Annotated in this window: 17 protein-coding genes and 1 pseudogene; 11 read left to right on the top strand and 7 right to left on the bottom strand. The window is 42.9% G+C overall.

What is annotated here, in order from left to right; all coding sequences use genetic code 11:
• Nucleotides 1–41 precede the first annotated feature (41 nt).
• From tamA to PSE69_RS08885, 3 genes are read left to right on the top strand one after another with little or no spacing between them, the layout of a single operon-like run.
• Nucleotides 42–1,784: an autotransporter assembly complex protein TamA gene (gene tamA, locus PSE69_RS08895; protein WP_036944083.1), complete on the top strand. Its 1,743-nt coding sequence runs from the start codon at nt 42–44 to the stop codon at nt 1,782–1,784.
• Nucleotides 1,781–5,551 (top strand): autotransporter assembly complex protein TamB, encoded by a 3,771-nt coding sequence (tamB, locus tag PSE69_RS08890; protein ID WP_121874805.1) that lies wholly within the window; start codon nt 1,781–1,783, stop codon nt 5,549–5,551. The genes tamA and tamB overlap by 4 nt, the downstream gene beginning before the upstream one ends.
• A 3-nt stretch (nt 5,552–5,554) precedes the next feature.
• Complete coding sequence (locus PSE69_RS08885) at nt 5,555–5,902, top strand: gamma-glutamylcyclotransferase family protein (RefSeq protein WP_004915721.1); 348 nt, start codon at nt 5,555–5,557, stop codon at nt 5,900–5,902.
• A 94-nt stretch (nt 5,903–5,996) separates the two neighbouring features.
• Here PSE69_RS08885 and ppa read toward each other — a convergent pair whose 3' ends face one another.
• Nucleotides 5,997–6,527: an inorganic diphosphatase gene (ppa, locus tag PSE69_RS08880; protein WP_004915724.1), complete on the bottom strand. Its 531-nt coding sequence runs from the start codon at nt 6,525–6,527 to the stop codon at nt 5,997–5,999.
• A 212-nt stretch (nt 6,528–6,739) separates the two neighbouring features.
• Nucleotides 6,740–7,747 carry a class 1 fructose-bisphosphatase gene (gene fbp, locus PSE69_RS08875; RefSeq protein ID WP_004915725.1) on the bottom strand — a complete coding sequence of 336 codons (1,008 nt, stop codon included), beginning with the start codon at nt 7,745–7,747 and terminating at the stop codon, nt 6,740–6,742.
• A 302-nt stretch (nt 7,748–8,049) separates the two neighbouring features.
• Between fbp and mpl the strand changes: the two are divergent.
• Nucleotides 8,050–9,413: pseudogene (gene mpl, locus PSE69_RS08870) on the top strand (UDP-N-acetylmuramate:L-alanyl-gamma-D-glutamyl-meso-diaminopimelate ligase).
• Between the two features lie 177 nt (nt 9,414–9,590).
• Here the strand turns inward: mpl and PSE69_RS08865 are convergent.
• Nucleotides 9,591–9,977 (bottom strand): DUF6122 family protein, encoded by a 387-nt coding sequence (locus PSE69_RS08865; protein ID WP_004915730.1) that lies wholly within the window; start codon nt 9,975–9,977, stop codon nt 9,591–9,593.
• Between the two features lie 77 nt (nt 9,978–10,054).
• Nucleotides 10,055–10,525 (bottom strand): transcriptional regulator ArgR, encoded by a 471-nt coding sequence (argR, locus tag PSE69_RS08860; RefSeq protein WP_004915733.1) that lies wholly within the window; start codon nt 10,523–10,525, stop codon nt 10,055–10,057.
• Between the two features lie 549 nt (nt 10,526–11,074).
• Here argR and mdh point away from each other — a divergent pair.
• Nucleotides 11,075–12,013, top strand: a complete 939-nt coding sequence (gene mdh, locus PSE69_RS08855; RefSeq protein ID WP_004915736.1) for a malate dehydrogenase — start codon at nt 11,075–11,077, stop codon at nt 12,011–12,013.
• A gap of 78 nt (nt 12,014–12,091) precedes the next feature.
• Here the strand turns inward: mdh and PSE69_RS08850 are convergent, their stop codons facing one another.
• Nucleotides 12,092–12,364: a helix-turn-helix domain-containing protein gene (locus tag PSE69_RS08850; RefSeq protein WP_004915739.1), complete on the bottom strand. Its 273-nt coding sequence runs from the start codon at nt 12,362–12,364 to the stop codon at nt 12,092–12,094.
• A 515-nt stretch (nt 12,365–12,879) separates the two neighbouring features.
• Between PSE69_RS08850 and PSE69_RS08845 the strand changes: the two genes are divergently transcribed.
• Both PSE69_RS08845 and PSE69_RS08840 read left to right on the top strand, forming a co-directional pair.
• Nucleotides 12,880–13,227, top strand: coding sequence for a DNA-binding protein (locus tag PSE69_RS08845; protein ID WP_004915743.1), 348 nt, complete (start codon nt 12,880–12,882; stop codon nt 13,225–13,227).
• Between the two features lie 133 nt (nt 13,228–13,360).
• The gene (locus PSE69_RS08840; protein WP_004915746.1) at nt 13,361–13,723 is read left to right on the top strand and encodes a DNA-binding protein; all 363 of its coding nucleotides are present in this window, start codon (nt 13,361–13,363) and stop codon (nt 13,721–13,723) included.
• A 41-nt stretch (nt 13,724–13,764) separates the two neighbouring features.
• Here the strand turns inward: PSE69_RS08840 and ispB are convergent, their stop codons facing one another.
• Nucleotides 13,765–14,736 (bottom strand): octaprenyl diphosphate synthase, encoded by a 972-nt coding sequence (ispB, locus tag PSE69_RS08835; protein ID WP_004915749.1) that lies wholly within the window; start codon nt 14,734–14,736, stop codon nt 13,765–13,767.
• A 334-nt stretch (nt 14,737–15,070) separates the two neighbouring features.
• Between ispB and rplU the strand changes: the two genes are divergently transcribed.
• The 3 genes from rplU (at nt 15,071) to cgtA (ending at nt 16,959) form a co-directional block, all read left to right on the top strand.
• On the top strand, nt 15,071–15,379 hold the full coding sequence (rplU, locus tag PSE69_RS08830; RefSeq protein ID WP_004915752.1) for a 50S ribosomal protein L21: 309 nt from the start codon (nt 15,071–15,073) through the stop codon (nt 15,377–15,379).
• Between the two features lie 19 nt (nt 15,380–15,398).
• Nucleotides 15,399–15,656 carry a 50S ribosomal protein L27 gene (gene rpmA / locus PSE69_RS08825; protein WP_004915755.1) on the top strand — a complete coding sequence of 86 codons (258 nt, stop codon included), beginning with the start codon at nt 15,399–15,401 and terminating at the stop codon, nt 15,654–15,656.
• 130 nt (nt 15,657–15,786) lie between these two features.
• Nucleotides 15,787–16,959, top strand: coding sequence for an Obg family GTPase CgtA (gene cgtA / locus PSE69_RS08820; protein ID WP_004915758.1), 1,173 nt, complete (start codon nt 15,787–15,789; stop codon nt 16,957–16,959).
• Between the two features lie 81 nt (nt 16,960–17,040).
• Here the strand turns inward: cgtA and dacB are convergent, their stop codons facing one another.
• Nucleotides 17,041–18,489 carry a serine-type D-Ala-D-Ala carboxypeptidase gene (dacB, locus tag PSE69_RS08815; RefSeq protein ID WP_004915760.1) on the bottom strand — a complete coding sequence of 483 codons (1,449 nt, stop codon included), beginning with the start codon at nt 18,487–18,489 and terminating at the stop codon, nt 17,041–17,043.
• Between the two features lie 261 nt (nt 18,490–18,750).
• Here dacB and greA point away from each other — a divergent pair, with 261 nt between their 5' ends.
• Nucleotides 18,751–19,227, top strand: coding sequence for a transcription elongation factor GreA (greA, locus tag PSE69_RS08810; RefSeq protein WP_004915763.1), 477 nt, complete (start codon nt 18,751–18,753; stop codon nt 19,225–19,227).
• The last annotated feature ends 2 nt before the right edge of the window (nt 19,228–19,229 follow it).

Here is a 19,229-nt window from a genome sequence, read left to right as displayed (position 1 = left end):
TGGAGTCTTTAGTCAAACTATCAATGAACTTAGGAGCGGGCGTGTCAAAATACCCTATCATTTGTTTTCTCAGCTTAACGGCGGCGGTTTCTACGGCATATGCTGCAAATCTTCGCCTTAATATTGAAGGGCTTGAGGGGCAACCGAATCAGAACGTCCGAGTTCAATTATCTACGATTTCTCAAGATGAAGTTGTGCCTAATGGTCGCTTCCGTGCTCGGGTAACAAAAGCGATTGAGGATGGTTTAAAGCCGTTAGGCTACTACCAACCAAAAATTGAATTCAGCTATCAAGAAAATAAGCCACCAGCGCGTTCTGTGCTGACAGCGAAAGTGACTTTGGGTGAACCCATTCGAGTACAGGGTGTAAATATTGAATTAGAAGGGGGAGCCAAAAACGACCCTGACTATGCCAAAATGATTAAAAGTAATACACCCAAAATTGGTACGATCCAAAATGATGGTGAATATGAAAGCTTTAAAGGGAAGTTTAGTAGCCTAGCGATCCGTAAAGGTTATTTCGATGCGATAATGGAAAAAAGTCAGTTAGGGATATCGCTAGACCACCACGCGTCTTATTGGGATTTTAATTTTAATAGTGGTGAGCGTTATCGATTTGGTGCTATTTCCTATGAAGGTTCTCAAATTCGCACGGATTACCTAAATAACCTTGCTCCCTTTAAAGAGGGGGAATATTACACGTCAGAGCAATTAGCTGAATTTAACCGCCGATTAGTCGAAACTGGCTGGTTTACTTCGGCTATTGTCACTCCAAACATCGCTAAAGCGCGAGAAGATGATACTGACATATTGCCGATGGAAGGGGTGATGGTGCCTCGGGCAAAAAACTTTGTTGAATTGGGGGGCGGTTATGCGACAGACGTGGGGCCGCGTGTCAAAGCAACATGGAATAAGCCATGGGTCAACTCTCGTGGGCAAAGTATTACATCCAATATTAGCCTATCACAGCCAGAACAAATTATTGATGCAAGCTATAAGATCCCCCTTAAAGCCAATCCACTTGAACAATATTATGCCGTTCAAGGGGGGTATAAACGTACTGATTTAAACGATACGGAGTCTGATACCACAACGTTAAATCTGTCTCGTAACTGGGATTACTCCAGCGGTTGGCAGTATGGCGTCAATATGCGTTGGATGCTCAGTCACTTTACTCAGGCAGATGTCACAAATACCACGATGCTGCTCTATCCAGGGGCAAATGCGAGTCGCATTCGTCAACGCGGAGGGGTGATGCCAAGTTGGGGTGATAGCCAACGTTATTCTGTTGATTACTCAAATGAAATTTGGGGATCAGATATTGATTTTCTCGTGTTACAAACAAAACAGGTCTGGATCCGTTCTCCTTGGGAAGGGCACCGTTTTGTGTTTAGAGGCAACTTAGGTTGGATTGAAACTAATAACTTTGACAAAGTACCGCCAGACTTGCGTTTCTTCGCAGGGGGTGATGGCAGTGTACGTGGTTACGGTTACCAAAAAATCTCTCCAGAGGATAGTAAAGGCAAGCTAACCGGGGCATCTAAACTGGTTGTCGGCTCTATCGAGTATGATTACAACTTCACGGGTAATTGGTGGGGCGCCGCGTTCGTTGATACCGGTGAAGCAGTTAACGATATTAAGAAAAGCGATTTTAAAACAGGGGCCGGTGTAGGCGTCCGTTGGGTTTCTCCTGTAGGGCCAATTAAATTCGATTTGGCCACCCCAATTGGAGATTCGGATAACAATAAAATTCAATTTTACATCGGCTTGGGGACAGAACTATGAAATGGATGAAGTGGTTAAAATGGACAGGTCTCACCATTTTATTAGTCTTGATCTTGGTTTTTGCCGCGCTAGGCTGGGTACTTGGCACACAATCGGGCCTGCATTTTGCCTTGAACAGCGCCACCCGTTTTGTATCGGGGTTAGAAATCCGTTCGATTGAAGGGGATATCAATAATCTCACCTTGACCGACGTAAAATACCAAATGCCAGGTGTTGATGTGAATGCTGGAAAATTACATCTGGCGTTACGTTTAGGCTGTTTGACTAATCGGGAATTATGTATTGATGATCTTTCGACCGAAAATGTGGTCGTTAATGTTGATACATCCAAAATGCCACCTTCAGAAGAGACACCACCTTCTGAGCCATTAACAGAGTTGAATGCGCCACTGACCATCAACCTAAATCAACTACAACTGACTTCAACGCAAGTCAATGTGGATGGAATGGCGATTGATTTAGGGAAGTTTAAAACGGGTATTTCCTGGCAGAAAAAAGCGTTAACGGTAACGCCAACCGATATTATTGATTTGGCGATTAATTTACCTGAAAACAAAGAGGCACCACCAGAAGAGCCCGTCAAAGAAGTCGCGACTGGCGAAGAAAAATCTATTGGTGAAACGCTAAAAACATTATTCGCCAAACCGTTATTAGCGGAATTGCCGGAAGTGATTTTGCCTGTTGATCTAAATGTTGAAGGTATTAATGGTTCAAACTTGCAACTGACGGGAGCAACCGAAGCGGTTATTAATAGTTTGAATTTAACGCTTTCAAACGATGGGCAAAACGTTTTACTTAAGAAATTTACGATTGATTCACCGCAAGGTAATGTCGCCTTATCAGGCACCGCAACATTACAGGATAAGTGGCCGGTTTCTTTGTCGATAACAGGGGAAAGCCGCCTTGAAGATCTTAATGGACAAAAGATTGATTTATCCCTTAAAGGTGGATTGCTCGAAGAGTTAAAACTGGCACTGAATCTCAGTGGGCCAGTGAATGCGACGTTGAATGCTCAGACCGATCTTGGTCAGGCAGACTTACCTATTCAATTAACGCTAGAGAGCCAAAAATTGAGCTGGCCGCTGGTGGGAGAGGCTCAATATCAGCTTGATGGCACTCGTTTACGCTTAAATGGGCGTCCTTCGGCTTATGATTTATCCCTTCGCTCTGCGATTACCGGACAAGATATTCCACCTTCAACGCTAATGTTGGATGCGAAAGGTAATGAAGAGCAAATTAACCTTACGCGCCTACGTTTAGCGGCGTTGCAAGGTAATGCGGATATTACGGGGGTGGCTGACTGGAGCAAAGCGATCAGTTGGAATGCAGTACTGACGTTATCAGGTATCAATACCGCAAAACAGTGGCCTGAATGGCCAGCAAAAGTCGATGGTAAGATTGCTACTCGCGGTAGTCTTTATGGCGGTAGCTGGCAGTTACAAGTCCCTGAGATTAGCTTAGACGGTAACGTCAAGAATAATCCGCTAAAAGCACGCGGTCAGGCTTCAGGTAATGCGGCAGGGCAATGGAATATACCTGATCTGAAACTGTCATTGGGTAAAAACCACCTTGATGTTAAAGGAAGCCTTGCGGACAAATGGAACCTAGATACTAAAATCAATGCACCGGGCCTTGATGGCATATTGCCGGGGCTAGGTGGTGTGATCATCGGTGATGTAAAACTACGCGGTGATCTCGACGCACCAGAGGTACAAGCGGATCTTACCGCTCGTGGGGTGAGATGGCAAAAAGACCTATCCATTGATAATGCGGTTATTAAAGGAAAAGTCACATCGGGTGAGCAAATCAAAGGGGATTTATCCGTCGTTGTTCGTCAACTCAAACAGGCTGACTTGGTGATCAGCCAGCTAACATTAGATGCGAATGGGAGCGAGAAAAAACATACCGTAAAATTGGATGTGAAAGGTGAGCCAGTTTCGGGGCGCTTAACGTTAGCAGGTGGTTTCGATCGCCAAACTGAAACATGGAAAGGTAATCTCAGCAATACCTTATTTGAAACGCCAGTGGGTGAATGGCAATTAAGTAAGGTCATGGCGCTGGACTATGCAAACCAAACGCAAGAAGTGACTATTGGTACTCACTGTTGGGTGAATACCAATGCACGCCTTTGTGTTCCCAAACCGATTAAAGCAGGGAAAAGCGGTAGCGCCGATGTTGTGTTAGAACGCTTTGACCTTGCGATGTTAAAACCGTTCCTGACAGATGAGACACGTGTCAAAGGCGTATTTAGCGGTAAAGCCAATGTGGTATGGAAGGATGATGGCAGCTTGCCACAAGCTAAAGTCGATCTTAAAGGTGATGGTGTTAAAGCTGTTCAATTGGTTCAAGGTACACTATTACCGTTAGAGTTTGAGACTCTGACCTTGAATGCCGCATTGAAAAATGGCAAAGCAGACCTGAATTGGTTGTTTAAAATTGCCAACAATGGGCAGTTAAAAGGCAATGTTCATATTGCTGATTTGGAAAAGAGACGGCAGCTTTCAGGTAATGTCGAAATCAATGCGATTACCTTAGCGTTAATTAAGCCGTTATTAGGCGAGAAAGAAGTTGCCAATGGTAACCTAAATGCCAATTTACGTCTTGGCGGAACGGCGAATAACCCATTGCTAAATGGTAATTTATCCCTTTCAGGCTTAGAGATTAAATCGTCATTGATCCCATTTGATATCAAAAGTGGTCAATTAGGTATTGCCTTTAATGGTGCCAGCTCAGTCATGACGGGGCAAATTAATACGCCAGAAGGTTATCTGAATATTAATGGTGATGCGGATTGGCGTAAGGCAGAGGCATGGCACGCTAAAGTCATGGCCGTGGGTAACAATTTACGTGTATCCATGCCGCCAATGATCAAAGTGGATGTGCAGCCTGATATTGTGTTTGAAGCTTCACCGACCTTACTGACGTTAAACGGAAGTGTGAATATTCCGTGGGCAAGAATTACGGTTCAAGAAATTCCTGAATCAGCGGTAGGGGCTTCTTCCGATGTAGTGATGTTAGACAGTGACCTGAAACCTATTGAGAAGACAAGCACACCAATTCCAATTCAAACCAATCTGGATATTAAGATCGGCAACGATGTGATGTTGGATGCGTTTGGTCTGAAAGCTCGCTTAACAGGCATGTTGAAGGTACTGCAAAATAAACAAGGCCTGAGCTTGAATGGGCAAATCGATATTCCATCAGGGCGTTTCCGTGCTTATGGGCAAGATTTGATCGTGCGTAAGGGGCAAATCCAGTTCTCAGGTCCTCCGGAACAGCCTTTCTTGAACTTAGAAGCGATTCGTAATCCTGAAAACACGGCTGATAATGTGATTGCTGGTGTTAAGGTGACAGGGCTTGCAGACAAACCGAAAGTCGAGATATTCTCTGAGCCAGCCAAAACGCAACAAGAAGCTTTATCCTATTTGCTACGCGGAGAAGGATTAGAAAGCGGAGATGCTAATGGTTCACAAATGACATCAATGCTAATTGGACTCGGGGTGGCTCAAAGTGGGCAACTCGTAGGTAAGATTGGTGAAACATTTGGAGTATCTGATTTAGCCCTCGATACGCAAGGGGTTGGTGATAAATCACAAGTCGTGGTGAGCGGTAAAATTACCAATGACCTTCAAATTAAGTACGGTGTTGGTATATTTGACTCACTGGCAACGCTAACATTGCGTTATCGATTAATGCCTAAATTATATTTGGAAGCGGTGTCTGGTGTGAATCAGGCGCTGGATCTTCTTTATCAATTTGAGTTTTAATATATGCGTGTAATTGTTTATGGCAGTTTAAGGCGCAAGCAAGGAAATCATCACTGGATGACTTACGCTCAGTTGTTAGGCGAACATAGCTTAGAAGGCTATGAGCTTTATGACTTGGGGTATTATCCAGCGGTTATCAAAGGTGAAGGTGTGATTGAGTGCGAAGTGTATCGCATCAATCCCTCTATTTTGACTGAGTTAGATGAGTTAAAGAAAAATTCACAGGACTATGTTCGTGAATTAATCCCTACGCCATATGGCAATGCTTGGATTTATCTTTATCGGCATTCCGTTGAAGGCTTGCGTCGTATCAAATCAGGTGACTGGTTAAAACGTCACGAAGAAGAGTAATAAAGCGCCGGTAGCCAATGGGTTATCGGCGCTTTTTCTATAAAAAAGGCTCTCGTGTTACCACCAGAGCCTTCCCTTCCCGAGTTAGGGGAAATTATTTTTTAGCAGCGCGTTCGAAAGAAGAGATAATTTCGGCTTTAGCCGCTTCAACGTTATCCCAACCGTCTACTTTCACCCACTTACCTTTTTCTAAATCTTTGTAGTGTTCAAAGAAGTGTGTGATTTGTGCGCGTAGCAGCTCTGGCAGGTCGTTCACATCTTTAATGTGATCGTATTCTTTGCTCAGTTTAGTGTGTGGTACTGCAACTAATTTGGCATCTTCACCTGATTCATCAGTCATTTTTAATACGCCGACTGGACGGCAACGAATAACTGAGCCTGGTTGTAATGGGTAAGGTGTTGGTACCAGTACATCAACAGGGTCACCATCTAAAGATAGTGTGTTGTTGATGTAACCATAGTTACATGGATAGAACATCGCTGTAGACATAAAACGGTCTACAAATAGAGCGCCAGAGTCTTTATCAACTTCATATTTGATAGGATCTGCATTAGCAGGGATTTCGATGATAACGTAGATATCTTCTGGCAGATCTTTACCTGCCGGTACATTGTTCAGGCCCATGAAAAAGTATCCTTTATGTTAAAAACTAATATGCCCATCAATAAGTTAAGCCCTATCTAAGCAACTTAAAACGATTTTGGGTACATAACGTGAAAGGTATTATAGCCGTAAAGAGGGGTAAAACTCACTAGTTGGTAGGGCATTCATAAAAAAAAGCTGAGAAAAGGCCACAAAAAAGGCGGGATTAGCCCGCCTTAGCGCGATGAATAACATTATTCAGCGTCAGGGAACTCACGCATAAAGGATTCTGCTTTTTCAACCATAGAAGCTGTACCAACAAAGAAAGGAACGCGTTGGTGAAGTTCAGTTGGGTTGATATCTAAAATACGGTCACGTCCGTTACTCGCTTTACCGCCTGCTTGTTCTGCAAGGAACGCAATTGGGTTGCATTCGTACAGTAAGCGGAGCTTACCATTTGGATGGCTTGCCGTGCTTGGGTAGATATAGATGCCGCCTTTAAGCAAGTTACGGTGGAAATCCGCAACCAGCGAGCCAATGTAGCGAGTCGTATAAGGGCGACCTGTCGCTTCATCTTGTTCTTGGCAGTATTTAATGTATTTTTTCACGCCCATAGGGAACTTGATGTAGTTACCTTCGTTGATTGAATACATTTTTCCTTCTGTTGGGAACATCACTTTTTCGTGAGAGAGGCAGAAGACACCAAGTGATGGATCATAGGTAAAGGCATGTACGCCACATCCTGTGGTATACACCAACATGGTGGATGAACCGTAAACGACGTAACCTGCCGCGACTTGACGATGACCTGGTTGCAAGAAGTCAGCTTCAGTCACCGGTTGGCCAATTGGGGTAATACGATGGTAGATAGAGAAGATTGTTCCGACGGAAACGTTTACATCGATATTCGAAGAACCATCCAGTGGATCCATTAATACGACATATTTCGCGTTTTCTGCACGATCGCCTTCGAAAATGACGATTTCATCTTCTTCTTCGGAGGCAATACCAGCTACTTCCCCGCGAGCTTTCAAAGCGGCTTTTAATTTTTCGTTTGCATACAGGTCAAGCTTCATCTGGACTTCACCTTGGACATTCGACACACCGCTTGTGCCAAGAATGTCTACAAGTCCAGCTTTGTTAATATCACGATGGATAATTTTAGCGCCCAGTTTGATTGCTGACAGTAATGCGGTCAGTTCTCCTGTTGCATGAGGAAAATCTTGTTGCTTATCGACGATGAATTCGCCTAATGTTTTCATGACGAAGGTCCTGAATATAATTGACAGAGGTTTGCAGGGGGGAATTGTACCCTTGCGCGTGGAGTTAATCTATACCCTTGATACGTTGTACCGCCGCGATGTGGGCCGTATTTTGTTACCTAAGTCACATACTTGAGCATGTACTCTTGGGATAACAGTAACTGGCTCTTGTTGCCGCGTTTGGATCATTTTGGGAATACTCTGCCTATTTTTCCCTGTATTTAATTCGAATTTTTTGTCTATATAAACCTAACGTTGATGGGTAGAATAGTGACAAACCTCATGCTATTGGATGGAAAATAATGCACATACATATTTTGGGTATCTGCGGTACGTTTATGGGGAGCTTGGCAATACTGGCTCGCTCCCTCGGGCATAAAGTAACAGGCTCCGATGCAAACGTGTACCCTCCGATGAGTACCTTACTAGAAAAGCAAGGTATTGAACTCATTCAGGGCTATGACCCTAGTCAGCTAGAACCAGCACCTGATATGGTCGTTATTGGTAATGCGATGACGCGTGGTAACCCTTGTGTTGAAGCGGTATTGGAAAAAGGCCTCACTTATACATCTGGTCCACAATGGCTACATGATCATGTACTTCCTGAACGCTGGGTACTCGCTGTCGCGGGCACCCATGGTAAAACAACCACGGCGGGGATGCTTGCTTGGATCTTAGAAGATTGCGGTTATAAACCAGGGTTTTTAATTGGAGGCGTGCCAGGGAACTTTGAAGTATCAGCCCAATTAGGGGAAAGTCCCTTTTTTGTGATTGAAGCTGATGAGTATGATTGCGCGTTTTTCGATAAGCGTTCGAAATTTGTACACTACAGTCCAAGAACGCTGGTGCTCAATAACCTTGAGTTCGACCATGCCGATATTTTTGAAAATTTAGAAGCCATCCAAAAACAGTTCCACCATCTTGTTCGTATTGTGCCTGCTAGCGGTAAAATTTTCATGCCAGATAGCGATAATAACCTTAAACAGGTTATGACGATGGGCTGCTGGAGTGAGCAAGAGTTCGTCGGTGAACATGGTGAATGGCAAGCGAAAAAGCTGAACCACGATGGCAGCCAGTTCGAAGTCTATTATCAACAACAACGTGTGGGTGAGGTGAATTGGTCACAAGTGGGTAATCACAATATCCAAAATGCGTTGATGGCAATTGCCGCAGCACATCACGTAGGCGTGCCCGCCAAAGAAGCGTGCTTTGCTTTAGGTAAATTTATTAATGCTCGTCGCCGCCTTGAATTACGGGGGGTTGAGTATGGTGTCAGTGTTTATGATGATTTTGCTCATCATCCAACGGCGATCCTCGCAACACTGGAAGCGCTGCGCAGTAAAGTTGGGGGTACTTCCCGCATACTGGCGGTATTAGAGCCACGCTCTAATACTATGAAGTTAGGGGTTAATAAAAGTGATATTGCTCCGGCGTTAGGTCGTGCTGATGAAGTTTTAATATTCCGTGGATGGTCACTGAAATTGCGGAAAAATGTGTTCAACCTGCCCGTTGGAGTGGTGATATTGATGCGTTGGCACAAATGGTCATTGAAACCGCTCAGCCTGGCGATCATATTCTTGTTATGAGTAATGGGGGTTTTGGTGATATCCACGGTAAGTTACTCGCCGGCTTAAAAAATAAAGCAGAGACAGAGTTAGACGACTAAATATAATGGCTGACGCAAAATGCCACTTCCCTTAACAGGACAGTGGCATTTTTTGTTTTTGGATAGTAGAAAACGTCTCGTATGTTATACGACTAAACCCAGTGAATGATATTGGTGAAATGCATTGGGTTAGCGCTGTAAAATCGCGCTCTTGGCGAGGTGTGCCGAGGCTAAATGTTAACTCGCCTCAATAAATTGGCGACTATAACAATAACTATACTGTAGCTCTTGTTTTAGGCTGCCCATGTAGCAATCTAAAGAATCTGTGCAGAGATGGAAAAGACAACCAACAGCGATAGCCTTTAATTTCCACGATGGCATCAAAAAGAGGATACAATAAGCGATTGCCGCCCAGAGAGTATGTAATGGGTGAAAACCAATGCCACAGCGATTAGGATCAAAAATTGGATCCGCAAGAAGATGGTCTAAATCAATCGCCATCGTGGCTATCATAAGCAGTGACGCTAATTTCCAATTTTTGCGCCAAAATAGATAACCGAAGAGAATGGGAACTAAAAAGTGAAATCCATAGTGCACAACGTTTCTGAATATCTCAAATATCACTTTGATAGCCCATCGTTTTTATATTCAATCGCGCACGAATGCGCGAATGGAATAGAAATTAAAAAATAAAAATGGATTTAAAGCTCTTGATCAAAGAGTGAAAGGATCGCTTCGTAAAGCTCTTTAGTTGTAAAATTATTCGCTGGTGTAGAGAAAATGGTATCATCCCCTGCGATACTGCCTAAGATCCCTTCCGCTTTCCCTAAAGAATCTAGCAAGCGTGCAATCAATTGTGCGGCGCCGGGGCTTGTTCTGATCACCACAACAGAATGGTTGTAATCGATATCCAGTACTAGGTTTTTTAATGGGCTAGTCGCCGTGGGAACGCCAGGCTCTGTGGGTAAGCAGTAGACCATTTCCATTTTTGCGTTGCGAGTGCGCACAGCACCGAACTTAGTCAGCATTCTGGAAATTTTTGATTGGTTGATATTTTCAAAGCCTTGCTCTTGCAGTGCGATAACAATTTCAGCCTGAGAGCTAAATTTTTCTTCTTTAAGCAGCGCTTTGAACGCTTTAACCAAGTCTTCTTGTTTAGACGGTGTACGCATAATTAACCCATCCTATGACAATAAATTGGTCTGTATTATCTGTAAATGTGAATTTTTATGCAACAAAATTGCGTTATGATGGTTTTGTATACGATGAAAAATGAAGGCTATTGTCTTTTTTATGCATAAAAAGAGAACATTGATGAAAGTTTAGTTTAGCAAAAGTTGATAAATAAAAATAATCAATAATCTTAATGATTTATGCCTATATAAGAAGAAAATAGACCCAGTAGCATAGAGAGGTAATGCAATTTGTTGCCAAAAGGTGTAAATTTTTTGTTAATCACTTTGTGAATAACGGGATTATCAGCAGTAAAAACAATTTATTATGCAAAAATCAATAGTGATAAAAACTATTTGTTAAAAAAGTGCCCCTTATCTCATTAACAGATAAGGATTTTGTTTAGAATAGATGAAATCAGTGCGTAAGCCTATACACATTAATATGCTTCAACATCTGTTAATGAATTGTTTTTTATCAGTAATGTGTTTACTACATAACAAGATGAATCAATATACTTTTTTAAGTACAAATAAAGGAGTTTCAGAATGAAAGTTGCAGTCCTAGGCGCAGCAGGTGGTATTGGTCAGGCTCTGGCCCTTCTTCTTAAAAACCAGCTTCCAGCAGGTTCAGAACTCTCACTATATGACATCGCACCAGTAACTCCGGGTGTTGCTGCGGACCTTAGCCATATCCCAACTGACGTTAAAGTAGTTGGTTTCTCAGGTGAAGATGCGACTCCTGCACTGAAAGGCGCTGATGTTGTCCTGATCTCAGCAGGTGTTGCTCGTAAACCAGGTATGGATCGTTCAGACCTATTTAATGTTAACGCGGGTATTATTCGCAATTTGACTCAACAAATCGCTGATACTTGTCCAAAAGCATTAATCGGTATCATTACTAACCCAGTTAACACAACAGTGGCTATTGCGGCTGAAGTGCTGAAAAAAGCAGGCGTTTACGACAAAAACCGTCTATTCGGTGTAACGACTCTGGATATCATCCGTTCTAATACTTTCGTTGCTGAACTGAAAGGTAAGAAACCACACGAAATCGAAGTGCCTGTCATCGGTGGTCACTCAGGTGTTACTATCCTGCCTCTATTGTCTCAGATCCCAGGTGTTAGCTTCACCGATGAAGAAGTTGTTGCTTTGACTAAACGTATCCAAAACGCAGGTACTGAAGTTGTTGAAGCAAAAGCAGGTGGCGGATCTGCAACACTGTCAATGGGCCAAGCAGCAGCACGTCTAGGCCTGTCTCTGATCCGTGGCCTACAAGGTGAGCCAAATGTTATCGAATGTGTTTACACCGAAGGTGAAGGTGAACACGCTCGCTTCTTTGCTCAGCCAGTCCGTTTAGGTAAAAATGGTATCGAAGAGCATATCTCTTACGGCAAACTGAGTGAGTTTGAACAAAAAGCACTGAAAGACATGCTTGATGTACTGAGAAAAGATATCGAACTAGGTGAAAAATTCATTAATGGCTAATTGCTATTAATTTTCACTTATTTCTTAAGAAAACCGCTGTCCTGATATTGTTGGGGCAGCGGTTTTTTTTATATTCTTTCAGCTTGAGGTTGGGGTTTTTTCTCTTACTTTTCTTTCTAATAATTCACCTGTAATTGGATTGAAATAGCGGCTTGGCCATATCTCTGAAGGATGAATTCCGAGATAATTCGCAATAATCCATTCACCTTTAGGCCAAGGACGAGATAAGGCATTCGCCAGTGTGGAGGAGCTTAAACCTGCTTGTCGAGATATTGCTGCTAAAGTCGTTCCGCGTTTACGTAAAGCGGCAATTATATCTGCTGGATGCCAATCCGATTTCCGTAAGATCATTTTTTAGTCCTTTTTTTACTCAGAATCATGTAGAGTTAGTAGTACATCTAACAGGAGATTGTGATACATTCACTGCAATAGCCCTGTTATTGGAAATAAAATAACAGAAATTTTCCAAAATTATTTCTAATTTTTTCTAAAAATTCAGTTTTATGAAAGGAGTTTTATTTTTATGAAATATAAGAAAGATTTGGCATATATATTTGTGATTTTATCTAACATATTGAAAGTAAAAACTAACTAGTTTGGGTTATCTGTAAAAATCACATATTAATGATAGATGTTATAAGTACAGCTAATATATAAAGACGATCGCATGAAAAAAGATAACTGTGACCTCGTGTATATCCAATCTATTGTTATTAAAAGAAATTAAAATATACTTTACATGTATAACTCATAAATTAATTAATAATAAATATTAATAAAACAAAAAAGAAAAAGGTTATTGAGAAAATAAACACGTTTTTCAGCAATTATTATTAAATTGTAAATCGTGACTAGGAGGGTCAGGCATGCAAAAAGAATGGTTAACGGCGAAAGAGTTAGTTGGCTTAAAAGGACTCCCAATGACTACTCAAGGTATCAATGCGATGGCTCGTCGTGAAAACTGGTTATGCCGCAAGCGGCGGGGGATTCAAGGAAAGGCGTTGGAATATCATATTAATAGTTTGCCTGAAGGTTTATTTGAGCCCCTTTCTGTTTATGAAGCCCCAGCATTATATCAAGCAAAACATCATGATAATGCATTTATTTGGCAGGAAGTTTATCACCAGCTTTCTCCGGAAGAGCGTAACCTTATATTGGCATTTATTATGCGTGAAGGTGTAATAGCATTGGTAGATTTAATAAATAAAAAATAATTTACCTAAAAAATCGGTTTGGGTAATTCAATAATGAAGAATAGGCATATTGGTACTCAACATATTCTTTATTAACAATATTTAGATAGAGCCTCAACGGCAGATTTCATAATATAAGTTCGAAAGAGATAATATGAAAAAAATGTGGTTCACTGCGAAAGAATTAGCAGGTTTAGAAGGCTTACCAACTTCTCCTCAAGGTATTAATTTGATGGCTAGAAGAGAAGGATGGAAAAATCGTCGTAAGCGTGGCGTTCAAGGTAAAGCCGTCGAGTATCATCTAGAGAGCTTACCTGGAGAAATACAGAGTCAATTGAGTCTTTCTGAGCCTTCAGTGGGCTATCAAAGCCAAAGAATGGATGCTTCACAAATTTGGATGGAAGCCTATTACCAACTCACTGAAGCGGAGCGTGATAAAGTGGTGAAATATATTTTGCGTTATGGCCTTTCATCATTGCTCGCTAGGATCGAAAAAGAAGAAAAAGGGGAAGAGTAGTCTCTTTCCCCCTCATCGCATTCAAAACAATACGTTTAACGCTATGAGTGACGTGAAATAGCCACCTCTGCGAGGCTGATTAACGCGTCTTTATAAACTGAATCATCAAGAGTACTCAAAGCATCAATGGCTTTTTGCGATTCCTCTTTTGCGCGAGCGTAGGTGTACTCCAGTGAGCCGCAACGTTTCATAGTTGCCAGCACAGTGTCCAGTAGGTGACGGCCATTGCCCTGCTCGATCGCTTGGCGGATCAAGGCGGCTTCTTCCTCGGTTCCATGGTTCATTGCATGAAGTAGGGGCAGCGTAGGCTTCCCTTCATCAAGGTCATCCCCGGTATTTTTGCCTAATTGCTTATTATCTGCGTCATAATCCAACAAATCATCAATCAATTGAAAGGCAGTGCCGAGATAGCGACCGTAATCTTGCAAGGCTTTCTCTTGCTCGGGGGTTGCTGATGCTAAAATTGCCGATGCATGCGCGGCAGCTTCAAACAAACGAGCGGTTTTACTGTAGATCACTTGCATGTAGTTTTCTTCAGTAATGTTAGGATCGTTACAGTTCATTAACTGTAAGACTTCACCTTCAGCGATAACGTTCGTCGCTTCCGACATGAGTTTAAGGACACGCATCGAGTCAAGATCCGTCATCATTTGAAAGGATCGTGTATAAATAAAGTCCCCAACGAGGACACTCGCAGCATTACCAAATACGGCGTTCGCTGTTTGTTTACCGCGGCGCATGTCGGATTCGTCGACAACATCATCATGCAATAAAGTTGCAGTATGGATAAACTCGATCAGCGCAGCAACTTGAATATGTTTTTGCCCTGAATAACCAAGGGATCGTCCTGCCAATACCGCGATCATTGGACGGATCCTTTTCCCACCACCGCTAACAATGTAATAACCAAGTTGGTTAATTAGCGCAACGTCTGAATTCAATTGACTGAGGATTGCTTCGTTTACTGCTGACATATCCTCGCTAGTCAGTTCAACAATAGATTCTAAATTCATCGTAATTTATTCATATTATAGGATTTTAGCCGCCACCCTTTAGTCAAAAAGGTGTCGCCAATAGAACAGTTATAGCCTAAGCATAACATTAATATTTCTAAGATAATTAGTTGTAATGCAAAAAATGTTTAAATAAGTAACAATTCGAGTTATTCATCATAAATCAAAGGCTGACCGGAGTATGGAATAAAAAAGTCGGTTTTTTTGTGATCTAAATGCATTATTGGCTTGTGTTCTGACGCTTTTTTGCGTAGAATTCGCGCCCTATTGTGAATATTTTATAGCGTGCTCAGGAATTAAATTTTTTAGCGGGTACGCGGAAAGCGGAGTTAATATGTACGCGGTTTTCCAAAGTGGTGGTAAACAACACCGAGTTAGCGAAGGTCAAACTGTCCGCCTAGAAAAGCTGGACATCGCAACAGGTGAAACTGTTGAATTTGATCACGTTCTGATGGTTGCTAATGGCGACGATATCAAAATTGGCGCTCCTGTCGTTGAAGGCGTTAAAGTGAAAGCGGAAGTGGTTGCACACGGTCGTGGCGATAAAGTTAAGATTGTCAAATTCCGTCGTCGTAAACACAGCCGTAAACAACAGGGTCACCGTCAGTGGTTCACTGATGTTAAGATCACTGGCATCGCTTAAGATTTAGGAGAGCAGATTAATGGCACACAAAAAGGCTGGCGGCTCGACTCGTAACGGTCGCGATTCAGAAGCAAAACGTCTGGGTGTAAAACGTTTCGGTGGCGAAGCTGTATTAGCAGGTAGCATCATCGTTCGTCAACGTGGTACTAAGTTCCACGCAGGTAACAACGTAGGTTGTGGCCGTGACCACACTCTGTACGCTTTAGCGGACGGAAAAGTTAAATTTGAAGTTAAAGGTCCACAAAACCGTAAATTTATCAGCATCGAAGCTGAATAAGTTTTCTGACTTTTAATTCGAATTAAAGCCCTGCAAAAACTTTTTGCGGGGCTTTTTATATTTAGAATACGCCATCTCTGGGTAACACGGCCATCCAGCACTATAATGGCTATCATACGGAGAAAGAATTATGAAATTTGTAGATGAAGCCAAAATATTGGTTGTGGCGGGGGATGGTGGCAATGGTTGTGTCAGCTTCCGCCGCGAAAAATACATTCCAAAAGGCGGTCCTGACGGTGGTGACGGCGGTGATGGTGGTGATGTCTATCTGCAAGCCGACGAAAACCTGAATACACTCATCGACTACCGTTTTGAAAAATCTTTCCGCGCAGAGCGTGGGCAAAATGGTCAAAGTCGTGACTGTACAGGGAAACGTGGTCAAGATATCACGATCAAGGTGCCTGTCGGAACGCGTATACGCGATCTCGGTACTGGAGAAATACTGGGTGATATGACTCGCCATGAGCAGCGCCAAATGGTCGCGAAGGGCGGTTTCCATGGTTTGGGTAATACACGCTTTAAATCTTCAGTTAACCGCGCTCCACGTCAACGTACGATGGGGACGCCTGGTGAAACTCGTGAGCTGATGTTAGAGCTGATGCTGCTCGCTGATGTGGGTATGCTAGGGATGCCGAACGCGGGTAAATCGACCTTTATTCGTTCGGTATCGGCAGCGAAACCAAAAGTCGCTGATTATCCATTTACTACGCTAGTACCGAGCTTAGGTGTCGTGCGTATGGATAACGAAAAAAGCTTTGTGGTTGCGGATATTCCAGGGTTAATCGAAGGTGCTGCGGAAGGCGCAGGTTTAGGGATCCGTTTCCTTAAACACTTAGAACGCTGTCGCGTGCTATTGCATCTGATCGACATCTGCCCGATCGATGAATCGGATCCTGTGGAAAATGCCAAGATCATTATTAGCGAACTCGAAAAATACAGCGAAAAACTGGCAGAAAAACCACGTTGGTTAGTGTTTAACAAAGTGGATATTTTAGGCCCTGAAGAGTCCGCAAAACGTGCTGCTGAAATCGCTAAAGCGATGGGTTGGGAAGATAAATACTATATGATCTCCGCGGTGAATCACGAAGGTGTGAAGGCACTGTGCTGGGATATTATGGAGTTTATGGAAACTCAGCCGCGTGATATGGCAGCATCGGAAGATGAAAAACAGCCTGAAAAAGTTGAATTTATGTGGGATGACTACCATAAAGAGCAACTCGAAGGTGCTGAAGATCTGGATGACTGGGATGATGATTGGGACGAAGATGACGACGAAGGTGTCGAAATCATCTATCAGAAATAATCAATCTCAGAAAAACCCCCAATGATTGGGGGTTTTTTCAAATATAAAGATTGTTTTATTTACGGGGAATTGATCGAAGGATCAATTTTTCTGGTAAAGATCTTTATACAACCGACTCTCAAAACGCACGAGAGGAACGCGTCGGCTCCGTTGTTGGTTTTGTGGTACCGCATAGGCAGAGATAAACTGTACGAAAGCAACGCGTTGCCCACTAGCCGTCGTGATAAAGCCTGCTAAGTTATAGACGCCTTGTAAAGCCCCTGTTTTAGCTGAAACTTTGCCATTCACACCGGCTTCATCTAAGCCGCCACGGTAACGTAATGTACCGTCATGTCCTGCAAGAGGCAGCATAGAGATAAAATCAAGTTGCTGATCGTTTTTAGCGATAAATTGTAGAATTTCCATCATTGTCGTCGGCGTGATCAGGTTATGGCGGGATAAACCAGAGCCGTCGACCATAACGGTATTACCTAAATCGATGCCCGCTTTTTGTTTTAAAACCTGCCTAACAGCATCCGACCCCGAGCGCCACGTACCGGGAACACCGTAATAGTCTCGACCAATAGTACGAAAGACAGTATCAGCAATCATATTGTCTGATTTTTTCAACATCACCTTCAATAGGTCATGCAGCGGCTGAGATTCGGTTTTGACGAGGACCTGCGATTGTGCCGTTGGTTGGGTACGCTTTTTGACATGCCCTGTTAGCGCTATGCCCGCATTTTGCAGTTCATTTTTAACAATAGCGCCGGAATAGCTTGCGCCATTTTGTACCGCAAAGGCAAGGGGGAGAGGTTCACTACGTTGTGATAGACAGCCTGTTAACGTGTAGCGATTTAGCTCGCCAGGAACCACATCCAGTTCACAATAACGCCCTTCAGGGTCTCCCTTGGCTAATGTTTTAACCTCACTGAACATATTGACGGGGTAGAAACTGGCTGCCTTGATATAAGCCATATCCCCTATTTTTTGAGCGGGATAGAGTGAAACAGAAAAACAGTTTCTATCGATAATGGCTGCGGCAGGCGGCGCACTAAAGCATTGCGTCATATCGTTCCATACCCAGCCCGGCGCTTTATCATGGCTAGTAAATGCCGAAATATCGACAATTAAATCACCTTCAACTTTGTGGATACCAATCTGTTTCAGCGCATTGACCATATTGCGGATTTGCTGGCGTGTGAGTGTTGGGTCGCCACTAAAGCGGATAACGAGGTCGCCCGTTAGCGTATTGTTGTTTAATTTTGCATTGGTTTCGAAATTCGTCACAAAACGGTAATCAGGACCAAGCTGTAGCAAAGCCGCGAGGGCAGTGACGACTTTTTGGGTACTTGCAGGCAGTGCCATTTGCTGCGCATTGTAATCAATAATGGGGGTGTCACTACCGACTTTTTGCGCAACCAGAGCGAGGTTAGTACCATCGGGTAAATATTGCTTATAATCATCAATTGGAATGGCAAATGCTTGTCCTGTGGTGAAGACAAGTCCTAAAGTGATGATCCATTTTCTGGTAAGTGTTAATAACGGCATAAATTTCACGCATTAGGGTAGACATACTGTACATACTAAAGTGTAATGCCTGAAAAAGTAAACGATGACCCGCTATTAACTCTACGTTAGAATGGTTAGCATTGTGATAAGATAAGTGTGTGAATGGGTTTTAAAGACACATTCACAGCCTGTGTATTGTTTGAGCCTCCCCATTAACCATGGGGCGGTTCAGTGTACTGTTGTTACAAAAATCAGGAAGATACTTATTTTTAGATAGGATTGAAACAGAGGTATTTATCAATGAAACAGATTCCAATGACGGTATTGGGTGCAGATAAGTTACGAGAAGAGCTCGATTATCTTAAATCTGTCCGCCGCCCGGAAATTATTGCAGCGATTGCGGAAGCCCGCGAACACGGTGACTTGAAAGAGAACGCAGAATATCATGCCGCTCGCGAACAACAGGGCTTTTGTGAAGGCCGAATTCAAGAAATTGAATCCAAGCTTTCCCATGCTCAGGTTATTGACGTCACGAAAATGACAAACAATGGTCGTGTGATTTTTGGTGCGACAGTTACTGTGTTGAATGTTGATACGGATGAAGAGCTGACTTATCGCATTGTGGGTGATGATGAAGCAGATATTAAAATCAATCTGATTTCCGTTAACTCACCGATTGCACGCGGCTTGATCGGTAAAGAACAGGATGATGTTGTCACTATCAAAACGCCCGGTGGCGACGTTGAGTTCGAAATTCTTAAAGTTGAGTATATCTGATT

The sequence above is a fragment of the Providencia sp. PROV122 genome, assembly GCF_028482365.1.
Classification (GTDB): Bacteria; Pseudomonadota; Gammaproteobacteria; order Enterobacterales; family Enterobacteriaceae; genus Providencia; species Providencia stuartii.
Note: the sequence above shows the minus strand (reverse complement) of the source record. Positions and strands in the feature narration are given on the sequence as shown.

Excerpts from the sequence above, each read along its gene's own strand:
- tamB (WP_121874805.1), top strand. The coding sequence starts at position 1,781 with ATGAAATGGATGAAGTGGTTAAAATGGACAGGTCTCACCATTTTATTA.
- PSE69_RS08885 (WP_004915721.1), top strand. The coding sequence starts at position 5,555 with ATGCGTGTAATTGTTTATGGCAGTTTAAGGCGCAAGCAAGGAAATCAT.
- ppa (WP_004915724.1), bottom strand. The coding sequence starts at position 6,527 with ATGGGCCTGAACAATGTACCGGCAGGTAAAGATCTGCCAGAAGATATC.
- fbp (WP_004915725.1), bottom strand. The coding sequence starts at position 7,747 with ATGAAAACATTAGGCGAATTCATCGTCGATAAGCAACAAGATTTTCCT.
- argR (WP_004915733.1), bottom strand. The coding sequence starts at position 10,525 with ATGCGTACACCGTCTAAACAAGAAGACTTGGTTAAAGCGTTCAAAGCG.
- mdh (WP_004915736.1), top strand. The coding sequence starts at position 11,075 with ATGAAAGTTGCAGTCCTAGGCGCAGCAGGTGGTATTGGTCAGGCTCTG.
- PSE69_RS08850 (WP_004915739.1), bottom strand. The coding sequence starts at position 12,364 with ATGATCTTACGGAAATCGGATTGGCATCCAGCAGATATAATTGCCGCT.
- PSE69_RS08845 (WP_004915743.1), top strand. The coding sequence starts at position 12,880 with ATGCAAAAAGAATGGTTAACGGCGAAAGAGTTAGTTGGCTTAAAAGGA.
- PSE69_RS08840 (WP_004915746.1), top strand. The coding sequence starts at position 13,361 with ATGAAAAAAATGTGGTTCACTGCGAAAGAATTAGCAGGTTTAGAAGGC.
- ispB (WP_004915749.1), bottom strand. The coding sequence starts at position 14,736 with ATGAATTTAGAATCTATTGTTGAACTGACTAGCGAGGATATGTCAGCA.
- rplU (WP_004915752.1), top strand. The coding sequence starts at position 15,071 with ATGTACGCGGTTTTCCAAAGTGGTGGTAAACAACACCGAGTTAGCGAA.
- rpmA (WP_004915755.1), top strand. The coding sequence starts at position 15,399 with ATGGCACACAAAAAGGCTGGCGGCTCGACTCGTAACGGTCGCGATTCA.
- cgtA (WP_004915758.1), top strand. The coding sequence starts at position 15,787 with ATGAAATTTGTAGATGAAGCCAAAATATTGGTTGTGGCGGGGGATGGT.
- dacB (WP_004915760.1), bottom strand. The coding sequence starts at position 18,489 with ATGCCGTTATTAACACTTACCAGAAAATGGATCATCACTTTAGGACTT.
- greA (WP_004915763.1), top strand. The coding sequence starts at position 18,751 with ATGAAACAGATTCCAATGACGGTATTGGGTGCAGATAAGTTACGAGAA.